The sequence below is a fragment of the Methylobacterium isbiliense genome, assembly GCF_022179325.1.
GTDB lineage: Bacteria > Pseudomonadota > Alphaproteobacteria > Rhizobiales > Beijerinckiaceae > Methylobacterium > Methylobacterium isbiliense.
Map to the genome: position 1 here is coordinate 15,378 of NZ_BPQQ01000001.1, position 23,846 is coordinate 39,223.

At 70.6% G+C, this 23,846-nt stretch carries 25 protein-coding genes and 1 tRNA gene; 15 read left to right on the top strand and 11 right to left on the bottom strand.

Annotation, left to right across the window (positions count from 1 at the left end; translation table 11 throughout):
* Window positions 1-244: 244 nt before the first annotated feature.
* The 4 genes from MFF61_RS00060 to MFF61_RS00075 all read left to right on the top strand — a co-directional run bounded on the left by MFF61_RS00060 (window position 245) and on the right by MFF61_RS00075 (window position 2,979).
* On the top strand, window positions 245-646 hold the full coding sequence (locus MFF61_RS00060) for a hypothetical protein (RefSeq protein WP_238233063.1): 402 nt from the start codon (window positions 245-247) through the stop codon (window positions 644-646).
* Window positions 643-1,737, top strand: coding sequence for a S49 family peptidase (locus MFF61_RS00065; protein ID WP_238233064.1), 1,095 nt, complete (start codon window positions 643-645; stop codon window positions 1,735-1,737). Before MFF61_RS00060 ends, MFF61_RS00065 begins: the two co-directional genes overlap by 4 nt.
* A gap of 187 nt (window positions 1,738-1,924) precedes the next feature.
* Window positions 1,925-2,212: a hypothetical protein gene (locus MFF61_RS00070; protein ID WP_238233065.1), complete on the top strand. Its 288-nt coding sequence runs from the start codon at window positions 1,925-1,927 to the stop codon at window positions 2,210-2,212.
* A gap of 5 nt (window positions 2,213-2,217) precedes the next feature.
* A complete protein-coding gene (locus MFF61_RS00075; protein ID WP_238233066.1) occupies window positions 2,218-2,979 on the top strand; it encodes a hypothetical protein in 762 nt (253 codons plus the stop codon).
* A 422-nt stretch (window positions 2,980-3,401) separates the two neighbouring features.
* Here the strand turns inward: MFF61_RS00075 and MFF61_RS00080 are convergent, their stop codons facing one another.
* From MFF61_RS00080 to MFF61_RS00090, 3 genes are all read right to left on the bottom strand, one after another.
* Window positions 3,402-3,965 carry a hypothetical protein gene (locus tag MFF61_RS00080; RefSeq protein WP_238233067.1) on the bottom strand — a complete coding sequence of 188 codons (564 nt, stop codon included), beginning with the start codon at window positions 3,963-3,965 and terminating at the stop codon, window positions 3,402-3,404.
* A gap of 721 nt (window positions 3,966-4,686) precedes the next feature.
* A tRNA-Arg gene (locus MFF61_RS00085) sits at window positions 4,687-4,763 on the bottom strand.
* A gap of 95 nt (window positions 4,764-4,858) precedes the next feature.
* On the bottom strand, window positions 4,859-5,545 hold the full coding sequence (locus tag MFF61_RS00090) for a GntR family transcriptional regulator (protein ID WP_238233068.1): 687 nt from the start codon (window positions 5,543-5,545) through the stop codon (window positions 4,859-4,861).
* 271 nt (window positions 5,546-5,816) lie between these two features.
* Here MFF61_RS00090 and MFF61_RS00095 point away from each other — a divergent pair, with 271 nt between their 5' ends.
* From MFF61_RS00095 to MFF61_RS00115, 5 genes are all read left to right on the top strand, one after another.
* Window positions 5,817-6,827, top strand: coding sequence for an ABC transporter substrate-binding protein (locus tag MFF61_RS00095; protein ID WP_238233069.1), 1,011 nt, complete (start codon window positions 5,817-5,819; stop codon window positions 6,825-6,827).
* 88 nt (window positions 6,828-6,915) lie between these two features.
* On the top strand, window positions 6,916-8,649 hold the full coding sequence (gene araD / locus MFF61_RS00100; protein ID WP_238233070.1) for an L-arabinonate dehydratase: 1,734 nt from the start codon (window positions 6,916-6,918) through the stop codon (window positions 8,647-8,649).
* 9 nt (window positions 8,650-8,658) lie between these two features.
* The gene (locus tag MFF61_RS00105; RefSeq protein ID WP_238233071.1) at window positions 8,659-9,375 is read left to right on the top strand and encodes a ribonuclease activity regulator RraA; all 717 of its coding nucleotides are present in this window, start codon (window positions 8,659-8,661) and stop codon (window positions 9,373-9,375) included.
* A 76-nt stretch (window positions 9,376-9,451) separates the two neighbouring features.
* Window positions 9,452-10,423 carry a D-2-hydroxyacid dehydrogenase gene (locus tag MFF61_RS00110; RefSeq protein ID WP_238233072.1) on the top strand — a complete coding sequence of 324 codons (972 nt, stop codon included), beginning with the start codon at window positions 9,452-9,454 and terminating at the stop codon, window positions 10,421-10,423.
* A gap of 308 nt (window positions 10,424-10,731) precedes the next feature.
* Entirely contained in the window at window positions 10,732-12,342 is a 1,611-nt protein-coding gene (locus MFF61_RS00115) for a M15 family metallopeptidase (RefSeq protein ID WP_238233073.1), read from the top strand.
* A gap of 258 nt (window positions 12,343-12,600) precedes the next feature.
* On the opposite strand, the gene MFF61_RS00120 is transcribed toward MFF61_RS00115, so the two are convergent.
* Together MFF61_RS00120 and MFF61_RS00125 are read right to left on the bottom strand one after the other, a co-directional pair.
* Window positions 12,601-13,404: a sugar phosphate nucleotidyltransferase gene (locus tag MFF61_RS00120; RefSeq protein WP_238233074.1), complete on the bottom strand. Its 804-nt coding sequence runs from the start codon at window positions 13,402-13,404 to the stop codon at window positions 12,601-12,603.
* On the bottom strand, window positions 13,405-14,508 hold the full coding sequence (locus MFF61_RS00125) for a CgeB family protein (protein ID WP_238233124.1): 1,104 nt from the start codon (window positions 14,506-14,508) through the stop codon (window positions 13,405-13,407).
* A gap of 140 nt (window positions 14,509-14,648) precedes the next feature.
* On the opposite strand from MFF61_RS00125, the gene MFF61_RS00130 reads away from it, so the two are divergent.
* The 4 genes from MFF61_RS00130 to MFF61_RS00145 all read left to right on the top strand — a co-directional run bounded on the left by MFF61_RS00130 (window position 14,649) and on the right by MFF61_RS00145 (window position 17,753).
* A complete protein-coding gene (locus MFF61_RS00130; RefSeq protein WP_238233075.1) occupies window positions 14,649-14,870 on the top strand; it encodes a hypothetical protein in 222 nt (73 codons plus the stop codon).
* A 123-nt stretch (window positions 14,871-14,993) separates the two neighbouring features.
* Window positions 14,994-15,224: a ferredoxin gene (locus tag MFF61_RS00135; protein WP_238233076.1), complete on the top strand. Its 231-nt coding sequence runs from the start codon at window positions 14,994-14,996 to the stop codon at window positions 15,222-15,224.
* Window positions 15,217-16,506, top strand: a complete 1,290-nt coding sequence (locus MFF61_RS00140; RefSeq protein ID WP_238233077.1) for an NAD(P)/FAD-dependent oxidoreductase — start codon at window positions 15,217-15,219, stop codon at window positions 16,504-16,506. Before MFF61_RS00135 ends, MFF61_RS00140 begins: the two co-directional genes overlap by 8 nt.
* A gap of 5 nt (window positions 16,507-16,511) precedes the next feature.
* Entirely contained in the window at window positions 16,512-17,753 is a 1,242-nt protein-coding gene (locus MFF61_RS00145) for a cytochrome P450 (RefSeq protein ID WP_238233078.1), read from the top strand.
* Between the two features lie 9 nt (window positions 17,754-17,762).
* On the opposite strand, the gene MFF61_RS00150 is transcribed toward MFF61_RS00145, so the two are convergent.
* The 4 genes from MFF61_RS00150 to MFF61_RS00165 all read right to left on the bottom strand — a co-directional run bounded on the left by MFF61_RS00150 (window position 17,763) and on the right by MFF61_RS00165 (window position 19,652).
* Entirely contained in the window at window positions 17,763-18,008 is a 246-nt protein-coding gene (locus tag MFF61_RS00150; protein WP_238233079.1) for a PsiF family protein, read from the bottom strand.
* 110 nt (window positions 18,009-18,118) lie between these two features.
* Window positions 18,119-18,421, bottom strand: coding sequence for a hypothetical protein (locus tag MFF61_RS00155; protein ID WP_238233080.1), 303 nt, complete (start codon window positions 18,419-18,421; stop codon window positions 18,119-18,121).
* A 129-nt stretch (window positions 18,422-18,550) separates the two neighbouring features.
* The gene (locus MFF61_RS00160) at window positions 18,551-19,390 is read right to left on the bottom strand and encodes a universal stress protein (RefSeq protein ID WP_238233081.1); all 840 of its coding nucleotides are present in this window, start codon (window positions 19,388-19,390) and stop codon (window positions 18,551-18,553) included.
* Between the two features lie 70 nt (window positions 19,391-19,460).
* Window positions 19,461-19,652, bottom strand: coding sequence for a hypothetical protein (locus MFF61_RS00165; RefSeq protein WP_238233082.1), 192 nt, complete (start codon window positions 19,650-19,652; stop codon window positions 19,461-19,463).
* Window positions 19,653-19,847: 195 nt separating this feature from the next.
* Between MFF61_RS00165 and MFF61_RS00170 the strand changes: the two genes are divergently transcribed.
* Entirely contained in the window at window positions 19,848-20,771 is a 924-nt protein-coding gene (locus MFF61_RS00170; RefSeq protein WP_238233083.1) for a 50S ribosomal protein L11 methyltransferase, read from the top strand.
* 33 nt (window positions 20,772-20,804) lie between these two features.
* Here MFF61_RS00170 and MFF61_RS00175 read toward each other — a convergent pair whose 3' ends face one another.
* Complete coding sequence (locus tag MFF61_RS00175) at window positions 20,805-21,290, bottom strand: hypothetical protein (protein WP_238233084.1); 486 nt, start codon at window positions 21,288-21,290, stop codon at window positions 20,805-20,807.
* A gap of 161 nt (window positions 21,291-21,451) precedes the next feature.
* Between MFF61_RS00175 and MFF61_RS00180 the strand changes: the two genes are divergently transcribed.
* Entirely contained in the window at window positions 21,452-22,885 is a 1,434-nt protein-coding gene (locus MFF61_RS00180; RefSeq protein ID WP_238233085.1) for an NAD-dependent succinate-semialdehyde dehydrogenase, read from the top strand.
* On the opposite strand, the gene MFF61_RS00185 is transcribed toward MFF61_RS00180, so the two are convergent.
* Window positions 22,866-23,675, bottom strand: coding sequence for a S1 family peptidase (locus MFF61_RS00185; protein ID WP_238233086.1), 810 nt, complete (start codon window positions 23,673-23,675; stop codon window positions 22,866-22,868). The genes MFF61_RS00180 and MFF61_RS00185 overlap by 20 nt on opposite strands.
* Window positions 23,676-23,846 lie beyond the last annotated feature (171 nt).

Here is a 23,846-nt window from a genome sequence, read left to right on the forward strand (position 1 = left end):
CCCCCATGCCCCACGGTTAACGCGCGACCCCTTGACTGCCGTAGATGGTCAGGAATTTTGTGTGATTTTTGCCACGCAAAAGGACCCGCATCCGTAGACAAACAGGTACGTGAGCAAAATCAAAATTCCGCGCATAATGCGTAGGACGCTGATTTTTGCCTCCCGGCCTGCTGAGAGCATGTCTCTTCCACGAGGCTATTCGATCGGGCTCCATCATGATCGCCCATGCCGTCAGCATAGCGGCATGGAACAGCGCCCTTACACCCGCCGAAATCCCGCACCCCGCAAGAAGCGGCCGAGCACCATCACTATCCCGGGCAGCGTCGGTCCGCATGTGAAGCTCGTTTTCGCTGAAATGCGGCGTCAGAACATCAAGTACGACGAGATCGAGCAGGGCTCGGGCGTGCTCCGCCCCACGCTCAAGGCTTGGCGCCATAAGAACAAGCCCGGCCTGGAAAGCATCGAAGCCGCGCTTGGCTTTCTTGGCTGGGATTTCGCCCCAATACCCCGCGAGCACGTCATCCCCTCCAACGTCGTCGAGGCGCTTCAACCTGCCGCCGACCGCCTCGGCCTGAGCATGCCCGACGCGGTGCGCTACGCAGCAGAGATCGCCTTCCGCGACCATCGCCTCGGGAGGCCGCGGTGAACATTCTCGACGCCGCCTTGGCCGCCGCGTGGGCGATGGAAGAAGGTGCCCTCACTGGTCTGCTCGAAGTCGCCGCGCGCGAGCATCAGGTCACGCCTGAGGCGCTGTCGGCCTACCGAGCAGAGGCGCTGAAGCGGGCGGAGCGCGCCACCTTCCGGGATGGTGTGGCGATCCTCAACGTCGAAGGTCCGCTCTTCAAGCGGGCCAACCTGATGACCGAGCTTTGCGGCGCGACCTCTTACGACGTGCTGATGCGCGACCTTCAGGCCGCGATCGATGATGGCGACGTGCGGTCGATCTTGCTGAACGTGGACTCCCCCGGGGGCGAAGCGTCGGGCGTCGGCGAGTTTGCTGCTGCAGTCCGGGCCGTTCGGGGCAAGAAGCCCGTCGTCGCCTACGCGGGCGACCTCGCGGCCTCCGCCGCCTATTGGATCGCCTCGGCGGCGGACCGCATCGTGATCGGCCAAGGCGCTGCCCTCGGCTCGATTGGCGTGCGGGCGAGCCTTCCCGACGCGCGAGAGCGCGACGCTCGCTCGGGCGTGCGGCGACACGAGTTCGTGTCGAGCCAATCCCCCTTCAAAGTGAGCGATCCGGCGACGGAGGAAGGCAAGGCTCGCATTCAGCGGCGCGTCGACGCCCTCGCTCAAGTCTTCGTCGTGGCGGTTGCGGAGAACCGCAGCACGACCGTTGCCCACGTCCTCAGCACCTTCGGCAAGGGCGACGTGCTGATCGGTCAGGCCGCCATCGACGCCGGCATGGCCGACGGCTTCGGCACCTTCGAGTCCGTCCTGGCGAGCCTCGCCCGGGGTGAGCAGCTTGCGGCGCGGCCGGCAGTCAGGAAGGCCGCGCCTCGCGCAGCCACGCCCGACGCCGCAGCCTTCATCCTGGCGGCCTCAGGGCTGATGCCAAGCCCACCTCCGGTTCCGACGCCCGCCTCGCGCCCTGCGACGCCCACAGACGTTGCCGCCTTCATCATCGAGTCCGCCCGGCTGGCCGATAGCCTGATCGCAGATGCAGCCGGCACAGACGGCGGAGACGAAGCCGCCGTCAAGGCTATCCTCGCCGCCTACCGGCACACAGAGCGATCGTAATCGCCTAGCCCGCCATGTCAGCTTGGCGCTTCATGGCGGCGTCATCCTGCCTCAGGCGGGCGGTCTTCGGACCGCCCGCCCTTTTCGCGCTGGAAGCGACTCGATCAGCCCTCTCAAGCGCGGCGGTTCGACCGATCCTGCTTCCAGTCCGGCGACCCCGCCGGACGGCAGGATGAGAGCAGGGAAAATGGCCTACCGCGTTGTATCGCGTACTCAAATGGGAGGTCCGCGAAACCTCGCCATCGAGGTTTTCATCGGAGAGCTCAAGCGAGCGCAGGAGGAGATCCGCCGCATCCAGGTCAATGGGATGGAGCGCCGGCACCTTCTCACCGATGACGACATCGTCGAGACGCGGAGCCGCCTCGCGTCCGTCATCGCAATCCTGAGCCGGATCGACACCGAGATTGCCAATCCCGCCTCCGGGGCGCGGGTTAGCGGTGGCGGCATCTCCGGCATGCGCTCGGTGGAGGCGTGATGGCCATGAGCATCATCACCAACCTCTTCGGCTCGAAGAAGCCAACCTCCGCCCAGATCGCCGAGCGTATCGCGCAGCACGAGGCTGATCGTCGTCGCGAGGAAGATCGCGCCGCCAAGGCGCAAGCGGCCCTCAGCGATCTCGCCGAGCTCGACGATGCCGAGCACGTTCAGGCGGAAGCCGATGCCGCCGCCGCGGCCCGTGCGATCGTCCGCACCGATGCCCGCCTCGTCGAGCTCCGGAAGGCCCATGCCGAGGCTGTGAAGGCCGACGAGCGCGCCGCCCTGAAGGCTCGGGCCGAGGCTGCTCGGAAGCGTGTGGGTGAGGCTCAGAGGCACCTGGCCGAGTACGAAGAGCGCGCCGCCCGGCTCGCCGAGAGTGCGGCCAAGCTCGATGCGATCAACCGGGAGGCAGCCGCCGTGAACGCCGCCATTACCGCGGCGAGGAAGGCGGCCCCCGACGGAGAGCACCCCGCGCTCGTCGAGAGCATTGCGGAGCGCTTCCTCACGGAGCCTGACGACGTCACACCCGAGCGGCGGGTCACCGAGGAGGTGTGGGAAGAGCCCAGCTACAATACCGGGCGGTACACTCCCTCCGTGGTCTTCAGCGCCTCGGGCCGGCCGCAGAACGTAGCCGCCCGGAAGGTGACGCGAGAGCGAGTGATCCCCGAGAAGCGGCGCCCTGGCCGCCGTCTGACGCTGCCGACGATGAGCTTGGTTCTGCCGGCCGCCCGGCTCGGCCAGGAGCCGTTCTGGCCGGCTGGCTGACGCCTGTCCGGACTCGGTTCGTACCGCCCCGCCAACACGGCGGGGCGCCCCGCAAACGCCCTGCGAAGCCCCTTCCGGCTTGGCGGTGGATTCTGCCTGCGGCGGCTCTGCGGCTGCCTGCGTGGGATCCTATGGAGTTCCAGGCCGGCCGGGCGGTTTGGAATCTGCGGGGTAGGGCCCGATCCTGCGGTCGCTCCGCGGAAGGTTCTTCGTGAGAGCCCTTAGGATTCGGGCTGGCCCCGAAGACGGAAGGCTCGCCATAAGGCCCCCCCCCCGCGGTCCTCCTTCACGCATGCGCCAGATGCCCTTCCGGTACGCCACGGCAGTCTATGAGTGGGGTATAGGCGGGCGCTAGTTCAGCCGAGCGCGGAGGGTTGATCGAGAGGGTTCCCAACTGCTAAACACGCAGGCAGAAACATTCATTAGGCTCTAAGTCTTTCATAAAGTGGCTCTAGTGCCTGTATTGTTATGTCTATGATTGATCTTATGCTTTCGACGGGAAATGGCTTTCCATTCACGAGTACGTTCGATGAGTTATTGTATAGTACTTCGGCGTTATCTCGTCTTGACGGTTGGCCGGCATGCACCCCGCCAGCAACGTTTGCGCAGAAATTTATTACTTCTTTGATCGTGATAGGTTTTCCATCAACAAAATGTATTTTCCGAGCCAGGAAACCATCTAGCCCCAATTGCATGCCTGCTCCTTCCTTCAAAGCATCCGGATCTGGATTCGAATAGCGAAAAGTAACTGCACCGCTGGCGAAGATGTCTTCCAATAATCTATCGCCTTCAGGAGACCCAATTACTCTAAATATAGGCTTGAAGTCACGGCCTTTTGCTGCCTTGTGCAGCAGGGGACCTGACGAATCGGTCAACAATCTTCTAAGTATAGCGGATCCATCAAGCAAATTGCGAGGGTGAGGATTCTGCGAAATCTGCCTAAGCTTATCTAAGTCCCACACAAACAATTGTTCATTCGTGTACACGCGATATCTCCTAAATATTTGAGCGTGGGGACTGGGCGCCTCGTGAGTGTTTTGGGTGCGTATGTGATGAAATGGTACACTTCGCCTTGATGTGGGCGAGCGCCTGCCATGAGATGATTGGGATCGTGGCAATTTAGGTGTGCGCCGCGAAGGATAGAGTGGAAGGGCGTCGAAGGTTAGGCGCTCCGGCGAGAGGCGGTGATGCTCCATCGGCGCGCTTAGCTCGTTCAACCGACCATCTACGACTGGGCGCAGGCCTCAAGCTTTTCCGAATGGGGTAGAACTGACGGGCAACCTTCTTGGCCGGCGTGTATGCCGGCTCGAATTCGAGGCGCACGGGCGAGGCGAGGGCGCGGGCGGCAAGGGTAGCCACCACGGCGCCCATGTATCATATCCGCAGAAGTCGGCCGCTTGCAGAGCATCGGCGCTGCCTCCACTTCCGGGTGAAGCATCGTCCCGCAACAGCATCAGCTTCGCCAGACTGGGCGGGAAAGGCAAGACCAAGGAAGAGGGCGAGCGCCCCAGGCGAAGCCGGTCATCTGCCCCGCCCAGGCGGCCTTAGCCTGAGTGCGGTATCGACAAACGGGGCCCGGGGCGGCGTTTGGGAAGGCTCGACTGGTTGCTACCCGCATCCGATCGTTCGCCGTACCCGGAGCCGTACCCCGTTCCGAGCCGGCCCATTCCAGGCCGCCTGCATTTTCAGCTAAGTGCTTGAAGATAATGGCGCGCCCGAAAGGATTCGAACCTCTGACCCCCAGATTCGTAGTCTGGTGCTCTATCCAGCTGAGCTACGGGCGCCTGACGCGGAGGGCGGTGCCTCCGTCGGTGGAGCCGTGATCTAGAGGGTCCGGTGCGGCTTGGCAACCCTGAAATTCGCGGCGCGGCGCGGCCGGTCAGGAGCGGAAATAGGTGGGGTGCCGCGCCCGCAACGCGTCGACGGCGTCGAGGGAGTGGGAGAGATGGGCGCGCACGCGCTCCTGGGCGCAGGCGGGCCGGCCCGCCGCGATCGCCGCGACGATCGCCTCGTGGTCGCGCAGGATCTCGCGCATCTTGCCGGTCACTGGCAGGTGCAGCCGGCGCAGGCGATCCATGTGGCCGCCCTGGCGGCGCACCAGGGGCCACAGGCCGGCCACGCCGGCCGCCTCGTACATCGTGCGGTGGAAGGCCTGATCCGCCTCCGCGAAGGCGGCGTGCTCGTCGAGATCCGCGAAGGCCGCCTGCCGCCGCACCAGCCGGCGCAAGCCCTCCAGCAGGACGGCGTCCGGCGCCTGCGCCAGCACGCGCGCGATCTCCATCTCCACCGAGCGGCGCAGGAACTGCCCCTGCTGCGCCAGCCCGAGGTCGATCGGGCTCACGATCGTGGCGTGCTGCGGGAAGATCTCCACCAAGGCTTCCGCTTCGAGCCGCAGCAGCACGTCGCGGATCGGGGTGGAACTGACGCCGAAACGCGCCTGCAGGGCGGCCCGCGACAGCACGGTGCCGGGCGCGAGCGACAGCGCGATGATCTCCTGGCGCAGCGTGACGAAGACCGGCTCGGCGCTGCCGCGGCCCCGGCCGGACATGGTCACCGCCTCGTTCATCGCGCCGTCGCCCTCTCGCGCACCGCGCCCTCCCATAGCATGGCCCGTGCTTGACGCACTAATGCATCAGTGCTTCAGTCGTCCGGCGCCGGGCGACAGATCCGGCCTGCCGCCAGGAAACGCCCCGCATGTCCAGGCCTGCGCCCGCTCCACCGCCGGTGGGCGTCGTCGAGCGCCCCGCCCCCGTGCGAACCGGATGGGCGTCGCGCCGCGACCGCAGGGGCCGCCGGCCGGCCGTGGCGTCGGTGCGACGCGCGAGGAGGGTGTCCCCATGCTGAACCGCAGAACGTGGCTGGCGGGTGCGGCCGCCTGTGCCGCCCTCGCGCCGCGCCGCGCCGGCGCGCAGGCGAAGTCCGAGATCACGATCAGCCGCCAGCCCGGCATCCTCTACATGCCGATCCACGTGATCGAGAAGCGCCGGCTGATCGAGAAGCACGCCGAGGCGCTGGGCCAGCCGGGCGTCGCCACCAAGTGGCTGTCCTTCAGCAACGGCGGGGCGCAGCAGGACGCGCTTCTCTCGGGCGGCGTCGACATCATCAACACCGGCACCGGGCAGCTGCTCCTGCTGTGGGACCGCACCCGCGGCGGGGTCCGGGGCATCGTGGCGACCACCGCCCAGCCCCTCGTCCTCGTCAGTCGCGACCCGCGGGTGAAGAGCCTCAAGGATTTCGCGCAGGGCGACAGGATCGCGGTCCCGACCGTGCGCGTCTCCACGCAGGCGATCCTGCTGCAGATGGGGGCGGCCGAGGCCTTCGGGCCGGACCAGTGGGGCCGGCTCGATCCGCTCACGGTGCAGCTCGGCCATCCCGACGCCTTCGTGGCGATGAAGAACCCGAACCACGAGGTGCGCAACCACTTCGCGGCCCCGCCCTTCCACCACTACGAGCTGAAGACCGTGCCGGGCGCGCACGTGGTGGCCAATTCCGCCGACATCATCGGCGGGCCGCTGTCGCAGGGCCAGTTCTTCACCACCACGCGCTTCGCCGCCGCCAACCCGGTCGTCATCCGGGCGGTGCGCGCCGCCGCCGAGGAAGCCAAGGCCTTCATCGAGACGAACACCCGCGAGGCGGTGGAGATCTACCGGGAGGTCACCACCGACAAGACCCCGGCCGAGGATCTGCTCGACCTCCTGGCTCAGCCCGGCATGATGGAGTGGAACCTCTACCCGCAGGGCACCATGAAGTTCGCCGCCCACCTGCACAGGACCGGCGCGCTGAAGACCCTGCCGGGGTCCTGGAAAGACTATTACCTGCCGGTGGCCCACGACCTGCCGGGCAGCTAAGCGGGCGGCCGCCGGCGCGCGGGCGCCGCCACCCCGCCTGACTTCGTGCCCGGCCCGTGCCGCGCGTCTTCTCCTCCCGAGGCTGCCCATGACCCGCAAGAGCCCCGACCAGCTGCGCAGCGCGCGCTGGTTCATGCCGGACGATTTCCGCTCCTTCGGGCACCGCTCGCGCATGAACCAGATGGGCTATGCGGCCGAGGATTACGTCGGCCGGCCGGTCATCGCGATCATCAACACGTGGTCCGACTTCAACCAGTGCCACGCCCATTTCAAGCAGCGGGTGGAGGACGTGAAGCGCGGCGTCCTGCAGGCCGGCGGCTTTCCGGTGGAGCTGCCGGCGATCTCGCTGTCGGAGAGCAAGGTCAAGCCGACCACGATGCTCTACCGCAACTTCCTCGCCATGGAGACCGAGGAGCTGCTGCGCTCCCACCCGGTCGACGGCGCGGTGCTGATGGGGGGCTGCGACAAGACCACCCCGGGCCTCGTCCTCGGCGCCATCAGCGCCGAGCTCCCGGCGGTCTTCGTGCCGGCCGGCCCGATGCTGCGCGGCAACTGGCACGGCAGGGTGCTGGGTTCGGGCTCCGACGCCTTCAAGTACTGGGACGAGCGGCGCGCGGGCGCGATCTCGGACAAGGACTGGAGCGAGATGGAGGTCGGCATCGCCCGGTCCTACGGGGTCTGCATGACGATGGGCACGGCCGCCACCATGACGGCGCTCGCCGAGGCGCTGGGCCTGACGCTGCCCGGCGCCTCCTCGATCCCGGCGGCGGATTCCAACCACATCCGCATGTGCGCGGCGGCGGGCCGGCGGGCGGTCGGGATGGTGTGGGAGGACCTCGTCCCGGCCCGGATCCTGACCGAGGCCGCCTTCCGCAATGCCATCGTGGTGGCGATGGCGATGGGCTGCTCGACCAACGCGGTCATCCACCTCGTGGCGATGGCCCGCCGCGCCGGCCACGCGCTCGGCCTCGATGATTTCGACGCGGCGAGCCGCCGGGTGCCGGTGATCGCCAACATCCGCCCGAGCGGCGACCGCTACCTGATGGAGGATTTCTACTACGCGGGCGGCTTGCCGGCGCTGATGAGCCGTCTCGCGCCCTTCCTCGACCTCTCGCAACTCACAGCGTCGGGCCGGTCCTGGGCGGAGTGCCTGGAAGGGGCAGCGGTCTACGACGACGACGTGATCCGGCCCCTCGACCGGCCGATCTACGCCGAGGGAGCGCTCGCGGTGCTGCGCGGCAACCTCGCGCCGAACGGCTGCGTGATGAAGCCCTCGGCGGCGGCGCCCCACCTGCTGCGGCATGCGGGGCCGGCCCTCGTCTTCGACGACTACCCGATGCTCAAGGGGATGATCGACCGCGACGACCTCGACGTCACGCCCGACACCGTGCTGGTCCTGCGCAACGCCGGCCCGCTCGGCGGCCCGGGCATGCCGGAATGGGGCATGATCCCGATCCCCAGGAAGCTCGTGCGCCAGGGCGTGCGCGACATGGTGCGGATCTCGGACGCGCGCATGAGCGGCACCTCCTACGGCGCCTGCATCCTGCACGTCTCGCCCGAATCCTACGTCGGCGGTCCTCTCGCCCTGGTGCGCACCGGGGACGTGATCGCGGTCGACGTGCCGGCGCGCACGATCCGGCTCGACGTGCCCGAGGCGGAGCTGGCGCACCGCCGCGCCGCCCTGCCGCCGCCGGAGCCCCGCTACGAGCGCGGCTACGGCTGGATGTTCTCCCGCCACATCGGCCAGGCCGACCAGGGCTGCGACTTCGATTTCCTGCGCACCGATTTCGGCGCGCCGGTCCGCGAACCCGCCATCTTCTGAAGGACGGCCATGCCGCTCGCCCCCGCCACCCGCGACAGGCTGAAGACCGTCAGCACCGCGACCCTCTGCACCGCCCTGTTCAAGCGCGGCCTGCGCAACCAGTTCATCCAGGACGTGCACCCCCTGCGCCACAAGGGCGAGACGATGGTCGGGGAGGCCTACACGCTGCGCACCATTCCGGCGCGGGAGGACCTCAACCCGATCACGGTGTTCCAGGACCGCGCCCACCCGCAGCGCAGGGCCGTGGAGGAATGCCCGCCCGGCGCCGTGCTGGTGATCGACAGCCGCAAGGATGCCCGCGCGGCCTCCGCGGGCTCGATCCTCGTCACCCGCCTGATGGTGCGGGGCGTGGCGGGCATCGTCACGGATGGCGGCTTCCGCGACAGCCCGGAGATCGCCGACCTCGCGATCCCCGCCTACCACCACCGCCCGGCCGCGCCCACGAACCTGACCGTGCACCAGCCCCTCGACATCAACGTGCCGATCGGCTGCGGCGACGTGCCGGTCTGGCCCGGCGACGTGGTGGTGGGCGACGGGGAGGGCGTGGTCGTCATCCCGGCCCATCTCGCCGACGCGATCGCCGACGAGGCGGTGGAGATGACGGCCTTCGAGGATTTCGTGACCGAGAAGGTGCGGGAGGGCCGTTCCATCCTGGGCCTCTACCCGCCCACCGACGAGCAATCCCGCCTCGATTTCGCGGCGTGGCGGGCCGCGACGGGGCGGTGAGGGGTTTCGGTCGCGCGCCGCGTGCCTCACGCTGAGCGACCGCCCCTCCGGCCGTCCGCCATCCCGGGATCGATCCATGCCCCTGCTGCCTCCGCCCGACGCCCTCACCATCGCCTTCGCGCACCAGGCCTACGGGCTCGCGGCGGAGTTCGCCGGGCGCGGCCACCCGGCCCGCGCGATCGAGGCGCGCAGCGTCGACGACCTGCGGGCGCGGATCGCGGAGGCGGACGTGATCGTCGCCTCCGGGCTGTGGCGCAACGACATGATCGAGGCCGCCCCCAGGCTGCGCTTCATCCAGTCGGTGAGCGCCGGCACCGACCAGTTCGACAAGCCGCGCCTCGCCCGGGCCGGCATCCGGCTCGCCAGCGCGCAGGGCGCCAACGAGCGCGCGGTGGCCGAGCACGCGATGGCGCTGATCCTCGGCCTGCAGCGCCAGCTCCATCTCGCCCGCGACCACCAGACCGCGCGGCACTGGCGCCCGATGATCGGCGACCGCACCGCGCGGGAGGAGGAATCCGGGGGCAAGACCCTCGTCGTCGTCGGCCTCGGGCGGATCGGCCTGCGGCTCGCGACGCTTGCCCGGCCGTTCGGCTTCCGGCTCCTCGGCGTGCGGCGCCGGCCCGGACCCTGCCCGGAGGTGGACGCGCTGCTGCCGCCCGAGCGCCTGCACGAGGCGCTGGCGCAAGCCGACATCGTCGCGCTGACCTGCCCGCTCACGCCCGAGACCGAGGGGCTGATCGACGCGTCGGCGCTGGCGGCGCTGCGGCCCACGAGCCTGCTCGTCAACGTGGCGCGCGGGCGGGTGGTGGACGAGCCGGCCCTGATCGCGGCCTTGGGGGAGGGGCGGCTCGCCGGGGCCGGCCTCGACTGCGTGCACGAGGAGCCGCTGCCGCCCGACTCCCCTCTCTGGGCGATGCCGAACGTGATCGTCACGCCCCACAGCGCGGGCGAGACGCGGGCCTACGAGACAAGCGTGATCGACATCCTCCTCGACAATCTCGGCCGTCTCGCGCACGGGGAGACGGAGCTGCGCAATGGTCTCGTGTGATGATCTGATCGGTATTTGCTGAGACAACACCGACTGAACTTTCTTGTCGCCGCATCCTCACGGCTGGGCCGGCGGCGACTCTGGCGAATGATGTTCGGGTCCATGCCCGATTGCGGCTGTCGGTTCGCGTCTTCAGGCCATTGGATTGACGTGGTTGCCACGCCGAGCAGACATCCGCCCCGGCTGAGGCCGCTTGGGCAGCGGGGACGCAGCTCAACTTCAGCATTGCAATCTTACGACTACTCAAGCTAGTCTGACACGCGCCGATTTTGTGGTGCCGTGATGTTGTGGTCTTGAGGGGGCTGCGCATGTTCACGCTCGCGCGAGGAAAAGCGAATATAACGGCTGAAGTTCAGCGCTGGCAATATTTCTTGAGGCGCCAGGGATACGACCAAGTCGGAAATATCGACGGTGATTTTGGAATAAATACCGAGACGACAACGAAATTCTTTCAGGTCAAGCACAATCTAGTACCGAATGGTGAGGTGGATGCGCCGACCCTGAATGTTGCTGCGACACGGGGTTACACGATCCTCCCCCAGACCTACTACAGCGACCGTCGGGGCGGAGCGTACCCTCCAAGGCCCACGGGCCTGTCGAGTCCCTCGAACGCGACGCGCAATCGGGACTTCGGCTGCTTCACCTTCCTTCAGCATCCCAGGCCTCCCCGACCGGACAAGGAAGCGATCGTCATCACGGCCAGCTGCGACCGAACGGTTCCGGATTGGGTCGGGGCCAACATTGTCGAAATGCCCGTGCCGCAGCTCCGGTTCGCGCGCGGCTACAACGGCCGGATTCGTTGCCACCGGTTGGCCGCTCCGGTCATCAAGGCCTTGTTCGAAGCCTGGGAACAGGCGGACCTCCTCCACCTCATTCTCTCCTACGATGGCTGCTTCGTGCCGCGCTACAAGCGCAAGCAGGCGCCCTCGCCAACGCTGGGTCACAACGAGAAGAAGAGCGCGGATGTCGAGGCGCTGAGCAACCACGCCTTCGGCTCGGCCTTCGACATCAACGCGGCGGACAACCCACTCGGGGAAGAGCCTGCGGAGTGCGGGGATCGCGGCTCCGTACGTGAACTGGTGGCGGCTGCCAACGCGGTCGGGATCTACTGGGGCGGCCATTTCGGTACGGAAGACGGCATGCATTTCGAGATCAGCGCCCTGACCGGCGCGCTTGCGACCGTCGCCTCCGCCGCAAGCGGGTCGACGCTGCCGAGCTCTCCGCCCCTCCTTGCCGTCGCAGCGCCGGCCGCGCAGCCTGCCGATGCCGCGATCCACTGGTTCAAGACGACGTTCGGTGGAGACATCGCCGCGGCGACGGCCGGGACCCCATTCTCGATCAATCTCATCGCCGCGATCGCGATGCAGGAGACCTCCTACATCTGGCGGCGCATCTACAAGACACACACCGTCGCTGAGGTGCTGGCGGCCTGCACCGGCGACACGCTGGACGCGCCCCGGCGAAGCGCATTCCCCAAGACACGGGCCGATCTCGAAGCGGTTCCGGATGGGAAGGCCATGTTCGCGTTGGCGCGGGCGGCCCTGCTCAATGTGGCGCAGTACGATCCGGATCTGAAGAAGGTCGCCAAGAAGCCTGACAAATTCTGTCACGGATTTGGCATGTTCCAATATGATCTGCAGTTCTTCAAGGTCGATCCGGACTATTTTCTCGAGGAAAAATGGAAGACTTTTTCTGGTACGCTCGAAAAATGCGTTGAGGAGTTGAAAATCAAGCTCGTGCGCACTTATGGAAAAGACAAAACGTCCCTAACGCACGACGAAAGCGTCTATGTGGCGATCGCCTACAACACGGGTAGAGCAAATCTCAAAAAGGACTTTAAGCAGGGATACCGTGATTCGAACGGCGTCTATTACGGTGAGTACATCGACCGGTTCATGTCATTGGCCGAGAAGAGCTAAGACCCACGGTCGTTGAGAGCGACTGTTGGTTCCGTTCTCGAAGTGTCGCCAAGCCTCTGGCTTGGCATCGACACGTCGCGATGGGTCATCGGCCCCGTCGATCCCGGGCTTGCCCGGGATCGAGATCAATGCGTCAGCATCCCGGGCTTGCCCGGGATCGAGATCGATGCGTCAGCATCCTGGGGCGATGGCAGAAGCAGCGGATCTCGCTCTTCAAAAGGCATTGCGCATCAGCTGGTCGACGGGGTGGTGGTATGGCTACTCCGTCACCATCGCGTGCAGGGCCGGGCGCCCGCCCGGCCAGCCGAGCCCCACGCGGGCGCCGCTGTCGCCCGGCCGGGCGGCGGCCTCGCTCAGGAGGCCGATGGCCGCGCGGTAGCCGTGCAGGGTGCCGACATCGACGTAGGACCGCCCCGCCCGCAGGCCGAGCGCCCGGCCGCCCTCCGCCAAGTAGGCGTTCACCAGGGTGCCGATGTACTCGTCGCGGCCGTCCCGCCGCTGCCACAGGCCGTGGAGGTCGCGCAGGGTCCGGCCGGGCATCTTGAATGCGCCCCAGATCCAGGGCGAGGTGGCGTCCGCCCGCTTGACCTGGATCTCGCGCACGGTGTCGCCGTCGAGAACCACCGCGTCGAAGAATTCGGGCCGCTCCACCGGGAAGAGCAGGAAGGAGAGCGCGTCGTCGGGCAGGAGCGCCAGCGCGTCGGCCGGGAACCACACCGTGTCGGGCAGGCCGACGATCACCGGCTCGTCGTCGGCGACCAGCGGCAGCGCCCGGAAGATCGCATCGCAGAGGCCCGCCGCGCCCGGCTGCACCACGTAGGCGATCGAGGCGCCGCCATAGGCCGCGCCGTAATAGTCGAGGATGTCCGACTTGCCCGGCGAGATCACGAAGCAGAGCTTGTCGGCCCCGCCGCGGATCATGCGCTCCACGAGGTACTCGCTCACCGCGCAGGGGCGCTCGATGCCCTGATCGAGGCGGCTGCCGACCGGCAAAAGCTCCTTCGAGAAGGCGAGGGGCTGGATGCGGCTGCCGCGGCCCGCGGCCGGAACGATGCCCCACATTCACGCCTCCACGGCCAGGGATCCCCGGACGGGGGGCCGGACGGAGCCCGGGGCGTCGAGGGCGGCGATCAGCTCCGCGGCGCGGCGGGCCGAGGAATGCTCGGCGAGCGTCCGCTCGCGCGCCGCACGGGCGAGCGCGCGTCGCTCGGCCTCGGACAGGTCGAGGGCCGCCACCACGTCCTCGGTGGTCCGCGCCACCACGATCTCGCGTCCCGGTTGGAAGAAGGCGTCGAGCCCCTCCCACGCATCGGTGACGAGCGGCGTGCCGCAGGCCGCCGCCTCGAACAGGCGGCCCGAGGGGCACCAGCCCATCGCCGCCATCGCCCCGCGGGTGACGTTGAGGGTGAAGCGCGAGGAGGAGAAGAAGGCCGGGTGCTCGGCGGGCGGCAGGTGGCGCACGAAGGAGATGTTCTCCGCCCAGGGGAAGTCCGGCGGGTACTGCGCGCCGCCGATGAGGAAGCGCTGCTGCGGGCGCCGCCGGGCGGGCGCGACGAGGAGGCGCTCGACGCCCGCCTGCCGGTCCGCCGCGTAGGTGCCGAGATAGGACAGGTCGCTGGCGTAATGGGGGGCCGGCGCGGTCGGCCGGTGGGCATCGGGATCGACGTGGCCGTAGAGCGGCAGCACCAGCCGGGCGCCGAGCCGCGTGCGCAGGGCGTCGAGCGCCGCCCCGCCCGTGTAGCTCAGCACGAGGTCGAAGTCGCGCAAGGCCCGCGGGCCGAGATAGGGCACCGCCTCACCCGCCGCGAGGCGCGCGAGCGTCACGGGCGTGTCGAGGTCGTAGAAGACGCTGACCGGGGCCTCGTGCGCGAGCGCCGCCGCCGCCACGGCATCCGGACAATAGGAGGTGACGATGGCCGCGTCGCACGCCGCCACCGCCCGCGCGGCCCGCGCGCGCAGTTCGGGGCTCCAGTCGGGGTAGAGGATCAGGTCGCCGCCGGGCAGCGCCGTCAGGTCGCGGGTCTCGGCGTAGTAGGGCACGTCGCGTTCGAAGAAGGTGACGGAGTGGCCGCCTGCCGCGAGCGCCCGGCACAGGCCGCGCCACAGGGTGGCATGCCCGTTGCCCCAGGACGACGAGACGGTGAGTCCGAAGACGACGATCCGCATCCGCTCCCCGTTGCGTCCCTCGCCGTCCTGCCCGGCTCGAAGCCCCAACCCGCATACTCCAGGTGAGTTCCTGGATTCACCCGCAGTTGCCTCGGGGCGCGTTTTCGCCGAGATCGGTCCGGTGATGGAGGAGCGGACAGGTGTGGGAAGCCGATGTGATCGACGGGCCGGAGACGGCCGAGGGGCTGATCTGGGTGCGGGCGCCCCGCGACTTCCCCAACGGACTCGACGAACTGGTCGGCGCGCCCTTGAGTTTGAACGGGGTGGCGCGCAGCATCAACGACGTGGTGGAGCCTGCGGAGAGCGGGATGGTGCGCAAGGGCGACCGCCTCGGCCTGATCCTCGACCCGGCCGAGGCGTGAGGTAACCGGCGCCGCGGTGCCTGCGAAACCGCAGGGAGGCTGGGAGAGGGGCGTTCGGCCTCCATATGGCCCCGGTGGCCGGAGCGGCCCGGGCGGGGGCCGGGCCGACAGGCGGGAGGTCCCATGCGCGTCGTCGTCGATCTGAACCGCTGCCAAGCCTACGCGCAGTGCTGCTACGCCGCGCCGTCGAGCTTCGCGCTGCACGGGCCCGAGGTGCTGATCTACGATCCCGCGCCCCCGCCCGAGCGGCGCCGGGAGATCGAGCGGGCGGTGCAGGCCTGCCCGGTGCGCGCCATCCGGTTCGAGGCCGAGCCGGACGCGCCCGGACAGCCCGGGGAGGCCCGTCATGGCTGAGGCGCTGCGCGCCGTGGTGGTGGGCGCCTCGCTCGCCGGCCTGCGCGGCGCCGAGGCCCTGCGCCGCGAGGGGCATCGCGGCCCGATCACGCTGGTGGGCGACGAGCCCCACCGCCCCTACGACCGGCCGCCGCTGTCCAAGCGCGTGCTCAGCGGCGAGGCTCGCCCCGAGGCGATCGACCTGCCGGGGCAGGCCGGGCTCGACCTGACGTGGCGGCTGGGCGCGGCGGCGGTCGGCCTCGACCTCCCGGCCCGCGCGGTGGCGCTGGCCACGGGCGAGCGCCTGCCCTTCGACCGGCTGCTGATCGCCACCGGCACGCGGGCGCGGCCCTGGCCGAACCCGGCCGAGGCGGCGCTCTCCGGCGTGTTCACCCTGCGCAACCGGGACGATGCGGCGGCCCTGCGTGCGGCGCTCGCGGCGAAGCCCGCGCGCGTCCTCATCATCGGGGCGGGATTCATCGGCTGCGAGGCGGCGGCCGCCTGCCGCAGCATCGGCCTCTCCGTCACGCTGGTCGACCCGACCCCGACGCCGCTCGCCTCCGTGCTCGGCACCCGGATCGGGCGCGTCGTCGCCGAGATGCTGCGCCGCGAGGGCGTCGATTACCGGCCCGAGACCCGGGTCGAGGCCCTGGAGGGGGATGCCGCGGGCCGGGTGCGCGCGGCCCGCCTCGCCGGCGGCGGTCGGCTCGACGCGCCGGTCGTCGTGGTGGCGCTCGGCGCCCTGCGCAACACCGAGTGGCTGGCGGGCTCCGGCGTCGCGGCGGATGCGGGCGGGGTCGCCTGCGACGGGCTCTGCCGGGTCCTCGACCGTGCGGGCCGGCCCGTGGACGGCGTGGCGGCGGCGGGCGACGTCGCGCGCTTTCCCCACCCGCTCTTTCCGGACGGGCCGGTCGCGTTCGAGCATTGGGGCCACGCGGTCGAGCAGGCCCAGCATGCCGCGCGCACCCTCGTCGGCCCGCCGGAGGACCACGGCGCCTACGCGGCGATGCCGGCCTTCTGGTCGAGCCAGTTCGACCTCAACATCAAGTCGGTGGGACTCACCAACGGCGCCGATGCGGTGGCGGTGACCCAGGGCAGCCTCGCCGAACGGCGCTTCGTGGCGGTCTACGGCCGGGCCGGCCGCACGGTGGCGGCGGTGTCGTTCGATTCCGCCCGCTGGCTGCCGGCCTATGCGGCGCGCATCGCGGCGGGCGACGCCTTCCCGCCGATCCTCGGGGCCACCGACCAGGGCCGGGTCGCGCCCATGGATCCCGGCTTTCCGCAGCGCCCGGCGCGAGGCTGACCAAGATGCCCGATCCCACCCTGTTCGCCGCGGTCAAGGATCCGGCGCACCGCCCCGATCCCTACCCGCTCTACGCCCGCCTGCGCGAGAGCCCGGTGGCGCTCCAGGACGACGGCACCTACGTGGTGACGACGCACGCGGCCCTGCGCGCGCTGGTGTTCGACCCGCGCCTCTCCTCCGAGGACCTGCCGGACGCCACGCATCCGCCCACCGGCAACCCGTTCAAGGACTGGATCGTCAATCCGATCAAGGATCGGATCCGGTCCCGGCACCGCCCCCTCATCTTCCGCGACCCGCCCGACCACGACGTGCTGCGCCGCCACGTCATGCGCGAGTTCACGGCCGTGCGGGTGAACGCCATGCATGCCCGCGTCGACGCGCTGGTGGCGGACCTGCTCGACCGGAAGCGCGAGGCGCGCCAGATCGATCTCGTGGACGACTTCTCCTACCCGCTGCCCGTCACGGTGATCTGCGAGATGCTGGGCGTGCCGCCGGAGGACGAGGCGCGTTTCCACGGCTGGGCGACGCAGCTCGCCACCGCCCTCGAACCCGACGCCCGCGAGGACAAGGAGAACCGGGACAAGAACATCGCCACCTTCGACGAGATCGCGGCCTACATGCAGGACCTGATCAAGGAGAAGCGGCGCCACCCCGTGGACGACATCCTCTCCGGGCTCGCGACCGGGCATGACCCGCAGGCGGGCCGGATGGGCGATTACGACCTGATCGCCACCGCGATCCTGCTGCTGATCGCGGGCCACGAGACCACCGTGAACCTGATCACCAACGGGATGCTGACGCTGCTGCGCTTTCCCGAGCACCTGGAGCGGCTGCGCGCCGACCCCGAGATGGCGCCGCGGCTGATCGAGGAATTGCTGCGCTACGAGCCGCCCGTGCATTTCCGCACCCGCAAGGCGCTCGCCTCCATCCGGATGGACGACACGACGATCCCGGAAGGAGCGCCGGTGGTGCTGCTCTTCGCCTCCGGCAATCGCGACCCGGCCCGGTTCCGCGAGCCCGACCGGTTCGATCCCGACCGGGAAGACATCCAGCATTTCGGGTTCGGCGGCAGCCTGCACTTCTGCGTCGGCGCGCCGCTGGCGCGGCTGGAGGCGGAGGCGGCGCTGGTCGCGCTGGCGCGCCGCCTGAAAAACCCGCGCCTGATCGACAACCCGCCGCCCTACCGTCCGGGCGCATCCTTGCGCGGGCCGCAGCACCTGCGGCTCGCCATCGAGGGGATCGCCTGAGGCGCAAGCTCAGGCGCCGGTGGCGTCCTTGACGCATTTCTTGCTGAAGCTGGTGCGGGCCGCGCCGGAGAGCTTCTTGTCGGTGGCCTGCGCGTCGCAGCGGGCGCCCGCATCCTTCTCGCACTTGGTCATGAAGCTCGTCAGGGCGGCGCCCGCGAGCTTCTTCTCCGTGGCCTGCGCCTTGCAGCTCTCCTGTGCGGCCGCGCCCGTCGCGCCCGCGAGGCCGAGGATCACGGCCGCCACGACACCACGCATCGCCCTCTCCCTGACTATCCGTCGTCTTCGCACGACCGCCCGAGTGGAACACAAGCCGCCCGGCGCGGCCAGGGGGCACGGCCGGATGCACCGTCCGTACGGCCCCAGAACTAGGCCTTCCCGTGCGCCTTGCGCGTCCGGTGATGCGGCCGGCCGGCCGTGTGCCGGCCGCAACTCCGCCAGCCCCAATGCTCGTACGGCGTCGCGGGCGCGGTCTCGCACCAGCCCGCCCGCACGAGCGCCCGCGCGGCGCGCTCGCGGTCCTGGCAGGCCTGCTCGGACAGCGGGGAGGGCGGGAGGGCGCAGAGCGCGTCGGCGCGCTGCCAGCGCGCCAGCTGGTCGTCGGCCGCGGCCGGACCGAAGCCGAGGAGGAGGCTCGCGAGCGCGAGGGCGGCGGGGCGGATCGGAAGCATGGAGGATTGCCGTGACGGGGCGTAGGCCCGCTGCTGCCGCCGCGTAGCAGTTCGATGCCGTCCGGCAAGACGGCCAAGCGGCCTAAGCCGGCGGTGCCCGCCGCAGCGCGCGAGCCTCGGCCGCCCGGCTCAGTGGGCCATCAGCACCGGCATGGTCGCGTGGGCGAGGATGTGGCTCGTCGGACCGCCGAAGATCATCTGGCGCAGGCGGCTCTGGGTGTAGGCGCCCTTGATCAGGAGGTCGCAGCCCAGCGCCTCGGCCTCGTCGAGGTAGATCTCGCCCGCGCTGCGCCGGCCGGCCGTGAGGGTGCGGCCGCGCGCCGACAGCCCCTCGCGGACCAGGGCCGCGGCCATCTGCTCGGCGCTCGGCCCCGGAACCATGCCGGTGTCGACGGCCACGACCTCGATGCGGGCGGCCTTGCGCAGGAAGCCCTCCGCGAAGGCCACCGTGCGGGCGGTCTCGGTCGACCCGTTCCAGGCGAGCATCACGGTCTCGCCGAGGCTCGCCGGCGGGGTGGGGGGCGCGATCAGCAGGGGGCGCCCGCTCTCGAACAGGGCCGCCTCCAGCGTGGTCATGCGCGGGCCGGCCTCGCCGCCGGGCCGGCCCACCACCGTCCCGGCGAAAAGCCGGGCGTACTGGGCGAGGAAGCCGTCGCCGGGCGGGGCATCGGGCAGCCAGCGGTAGCGGGGCTCGTCGTGGGGGGCCCCGGCGCGCTCGCGCTGCACGCCGTGCTGCTCCATGAAGGCCTGGAACCGGCCGCCGCAATCGCGGGCCTCGGCGAGGTCGGCCTCCTCGTCCCGGACCCAGGTCATGCCGCCGACCATGTCGACGGGCACGTATTCGGCGAGCGCCGGGCGCAGGCCGAACCCTTCGACGCAACTGCCGAAGCGCCGCGCCGCGAGCAGGGCGGTCTCCAGCACGGAATCGAGCAGCGCGTGGCGCGTGACCGGAACGAGCAGGGTCTTCATGGCGGCCTCCGCGGCCGATTGCACCACGGCCCCGCTCCGCCGTCCAGGGACGACGGAGACGATCCCGCGCTCAGCGCAGGTCGGACGCCGGCGGCGACGGGGAGGCGGCCTCGCCCTCGACCCGGTGCAGCCGGCTCAGCAGCACCAAGAGGTGTCCGGGCAGCGCGGTCTCCTCGGCGGAGAACGGGTTCGTCCGGGCGCGGCGGCGGTCGCGCCGGGAGCGCGACGGGGATTGCGGGGGATCTTCCGTCCGAAAGGGCACACGTACTCGCATACGCATCGCGCGACGTCCTTCAAGGCCCGGCTTCTTCGCGGCCGGCGCGCCAGTGAACGCGAATCACCGGCCCCGGTTCCCGCCTTCTGCCGTCGCCGCATGACGCCGTGGTGACGCGACGGCCCGGCGCCCGCCGCGCCCGACGGCTGGCGGGGTTCCGGTCCGGGTGGTAGACCCCGCGCCATGCTCGAAGGCCTCCCGCCCCACCGCCCGACCCACGTGCTGCGCCTCGACACCGACGAGCGCGCCGCCCGTGCCATGACCGACCTGATCGGCGAGGTGTTCGACCCGACCGAGACCGCGGTGGCGGCCTTCGAGGACGAGGACGGCAAGACGTGGCGGCTCGAAGCCTACTTCGCCGAGCCGCCCGACGAGGAGGCGGTGCGCGAGCTGATCCGGCCGATCGTGGGCGAGGCCGCCGACCGGGCGAGCTTCACGGCCATCGACCAGCAGGACTGGGTGCGCGCCTCGCTCGACGGCCTGAAGCCGGTGCGGGCCGGCCGGGTCCTCGTGCACGGCGCCCATGATCGCGACCGGGTGCGGCCCAACGACCGCCCGATCGAGATCGAGGCCGCGCTCGCCTTCGGCACCGGCCACCACGGCACCACGCTCGGCTGCCTCACGGCCCTGGTGGACGACCTCAAGCGCCGCCGGCCCCGGCGCGTGCTCGATGTCGGCACCGGTACCGGCATCCTCGGGCTCGCGGCCGCGCGCCTGCTGCGCGCGCGGGTGGTGGCGGGCGACCTCGACCCGGAGGCGGTGGCCACCGCGCGCAGCAACGCGGCGCTGAACGGACTCAAGCCCTTCGTCAGCCTCTACGAGGCCCCGGGGGTGCGCCACGCGCTGGCGGACCGGGCGCGGGGCTTCGACCTCGTCTTCGCCAACATCCTGGCCCGGCCGCTGCGGCGCCTCGCCCCCTCGCTGGCCCGGGTGGTGGCGCAGGACGGCACGCTGGTGCTCTCGGGCCTCATTCCCCGCGACGTGCCGGGCGTGCTCTCGGCCTACGCCGCGCAGGGGTTCCGCCTGTGCCGCCGCCGCACGATCGAGGGCTGGGCGACGCTGGAGCTGCGCCGCGGCGGCGCGGCGCCCCGGCCTACGCGTCCCTGATCCGGCCGCACCGGCGTCGTCCTGCGGCGGAGGCTACCGGATCGAGACCCTGACGTCGTACTGGCCGGCGGTGCCGTCCGGATAGATCAGCAGCATCAGGAAGCGGTCGAGGCCCTCGTAGCCCTCCGCCGCCTCGTAGGTGACCTTGAGGCCCGGGGCCTTCTTTGCGTTGCAGGGTGCGAACGGCGAGGAAGCCGAGTAGCGCGGGAAGGACTGATCCTGCGCGAAGGTCACGCTGCCGTGCTCGGGCTTCGCGACGAGCCGCGCCACCAGGGGTCCCTGCGTCGAGCAATCCGGGTAGAGCGCCGTGAAGAAGGCGATCGTGCGCGCCTCGTTGACGGGCACCACGCGGTTGAGGGGCGTCGTCGTGAGTTCGGGGAACTCGGTCGGGGGGGTGGGCCGGGGTGCGGAGGGCGGGGGGACGGGCACCGCCGGGGCGGGCGGGGCGGCCGGCTGGGCCAGCGCCGGCGCGCCCGCCGCCGCGAGCAGGACGAGCGCCGGGAAACGCGAGGATGCCACGGGTGGAAGGCCTCCGGATGCCGGGCGCACGATCCCGCGCCCGTCCGCAAGGTAGGCCGGACCGGGGCCGCGGCCAGCCGCGGGACGGCCTGTGCGTTTTGTCCGGCGATGCGCTACATCGGGCGCCATCGTCCCCGACCGATTGAGGAAACGGCCCAACGATGTTCCCCGACGTTCAGCTCCACATCGCCGGCCAATGGCGCGGCGGCTCCGCCGGCCAGACCATGCCGATCCAGAACCCGGCCACCGGCGACACCCTGGCCCAGCTCGCGGTGGCCAGCCGCGCCGACCTCGACGCCGCGCTCGCCGCCGCCGACCGGGGCTTTGCCGCGTGGCGCAAGGTCTCGGCCTTCGAGCGCAGCAAGGTGCTGCGCAAGGCCGCCGACCTCCTGCGTGCGCGCGCCGACGAGATCGCCCGCATCATGACCCTGGAACAGGGCAAGCCGCTGGCCGAGGCCCGCGTCGAGGTCATGGCCGGCGCCGACACGATGGACTGGTTCGCCGAGGAGGGCCGGCGGGCCTACGGCCGGGTGATCCCGCCCCGGGCCGAGGGCGTGATGCAGTTCGTGCTGCGCGAGCCGGTGGGGCCGGTGGCGGCCTTCACGCCCTGGAACTTCCCGATCAACCAGGCGGTGCGCAAGGTCGCGGCCGCGCTCTGCACCGGCTGCTCGGTGATCCTGAAGGGGCCGGAGGACACGCCGGCGAGCTGCGCGGAACTGATCCGGGCGCTGCTCGACGCGGGCGTGCCGGGCGACGTCGTCGGCCTCGTCTACGGCGACCCGGCGACCATCTCCTCCTACCTGATCCCGCATCCGGTGATCCGGAAGATGTCCTTCACGGGCTCGACGGCGGTGGGCAAGCAACTCGCGGCGCTCGCCGGCCAGCACATGAAGCGCGCGACGATGGAACTCGGCGGCCACGCCCCGGCGATCGTCTTCCGCGACGCGGACGTCGCCAAGGCGGTCTCGGTTCTGGGCGCCAACAAGTTCCGCAACGCCGGCCAGGTCTGCGTCGCGCCGACGCGCTTCCTCGTGCACGATTCGGTCTTCGACAGCTTCGTCGACCGCTTCGTGGGCTTCGCGCAGGACCTCAAGGTCGGCGACGGCCTGCAGGAGGGCGTGAAGATGGGGCCGCTCGCCCACGGCCGGCGCATCGAGGCGATGGAGGCCTTCGTGGCCGATGCGCAGGACAAGGGCGCGACCCTGCGCACGGGCGGCAAGCGCATCGGCAACCGCGGCCACTTCTTCGAGCCGACCGTGTTCACCGACGTGCCGCTCGACGCGCGCATCATGAACGAGGAGCCCTTCGGGCCGATCGCCGCGATCCAGCGCTTCTCGGACGACGAGGAGGCCTTCGCGGAGGCCAACCGCCTGCCCTACGGGCTCGCGGCCTACGCCTATACCCGCTCGGCCGAGACCGCGACGAAGCTCGCCACCCGCGTCGAGAGCGGCATGATGTCGATCAACCACCACGGCATCGCCCTGCCCGAGACACCCTTCGGCGGCGTGAAGGATTCCGGCTACGGCAGCGAGGGCGGCTCGGAAGCGATCGAGGGCTACCTCAACACCCGCTTCGTCACGCAGGCCTCGTTCTGATCCGGGCGCGGGGGGCGACAGGCCCCCCGCGTCTGTCGCGGGCCGCGACCGCCGTCGCCCCGCGCCGGGCCGCCCCGGTCAGCCGCTGGCCGGCCGGGGCGATCACCACGAGGTCGCCGCAGGGGGGCGAGCGGGTGATGACCGCGCTCGCCACGCCCCACAGCCGCCCGCCGCCCGTGACCACCGGCCCGCCCGAATCCCCGACGCAGACCCGCGCGCCGACCGCGCGGGCGAGCGTGAGGCCGCTGCCGGTGACCGCGAGCGGCACGAGGCGCGCGGTCTTGAGCGTGCCGGGCTCGCCCCCCGAGAGGCCGACGCCCGCGATCCGCAGCGGCCCCGGCAGGCCGCTGGCGCGCGCCAGCGGCACGGGGGCGCGGTCGCGCACCGGCGCGGCGAGGCGCACCACCGCGATGTCGAGGGCGAGGCTCGACAGGTTGACCCCGATGTCGTCGTCGCGCTCCACCACGTAGCGGGCGACCGAGGCTGCCCGATAGGCCGGCCGCACCGGGCGGCTGCCGCGGTAGAACATCACCGCCGCCCCGAGCGGGTTGTCGCCGACGCAATGCGCGGCCGTGAGCACCAGGCTGGGGGCGATCAGCACGCCCGAGCAGCGGGTGAGGTTGACCTTGTCGTCGTCCTCGTCGGAGCGGCCGAGCGTGCCCACCGCCACCGTGGCCCGCGTCAGCGCATCGCGCCCGCCCGCCATCGCGCCGCCCTCGATCGCCTGCGCCGGGAGGCCCGCCGCCGCCAGCAGCACCGCGCCCAGCAATCCTCGCGTCCAGCCCTTCATCCGCCGCCGCTCCCGCCTGCCCGACCGTCGATCTCGCGCTCTCTGTGTCGACGGGGATGCCGCCCCGTTCAACCGGTCGCGCTGCCGCACGGCGACGAACCGTCAGGCTGGCGTCGCGGCGGCTCTGCGGTCATAGGGTAGCTCAGGGGAAGCGGGTGAAGGAGGCGCAGG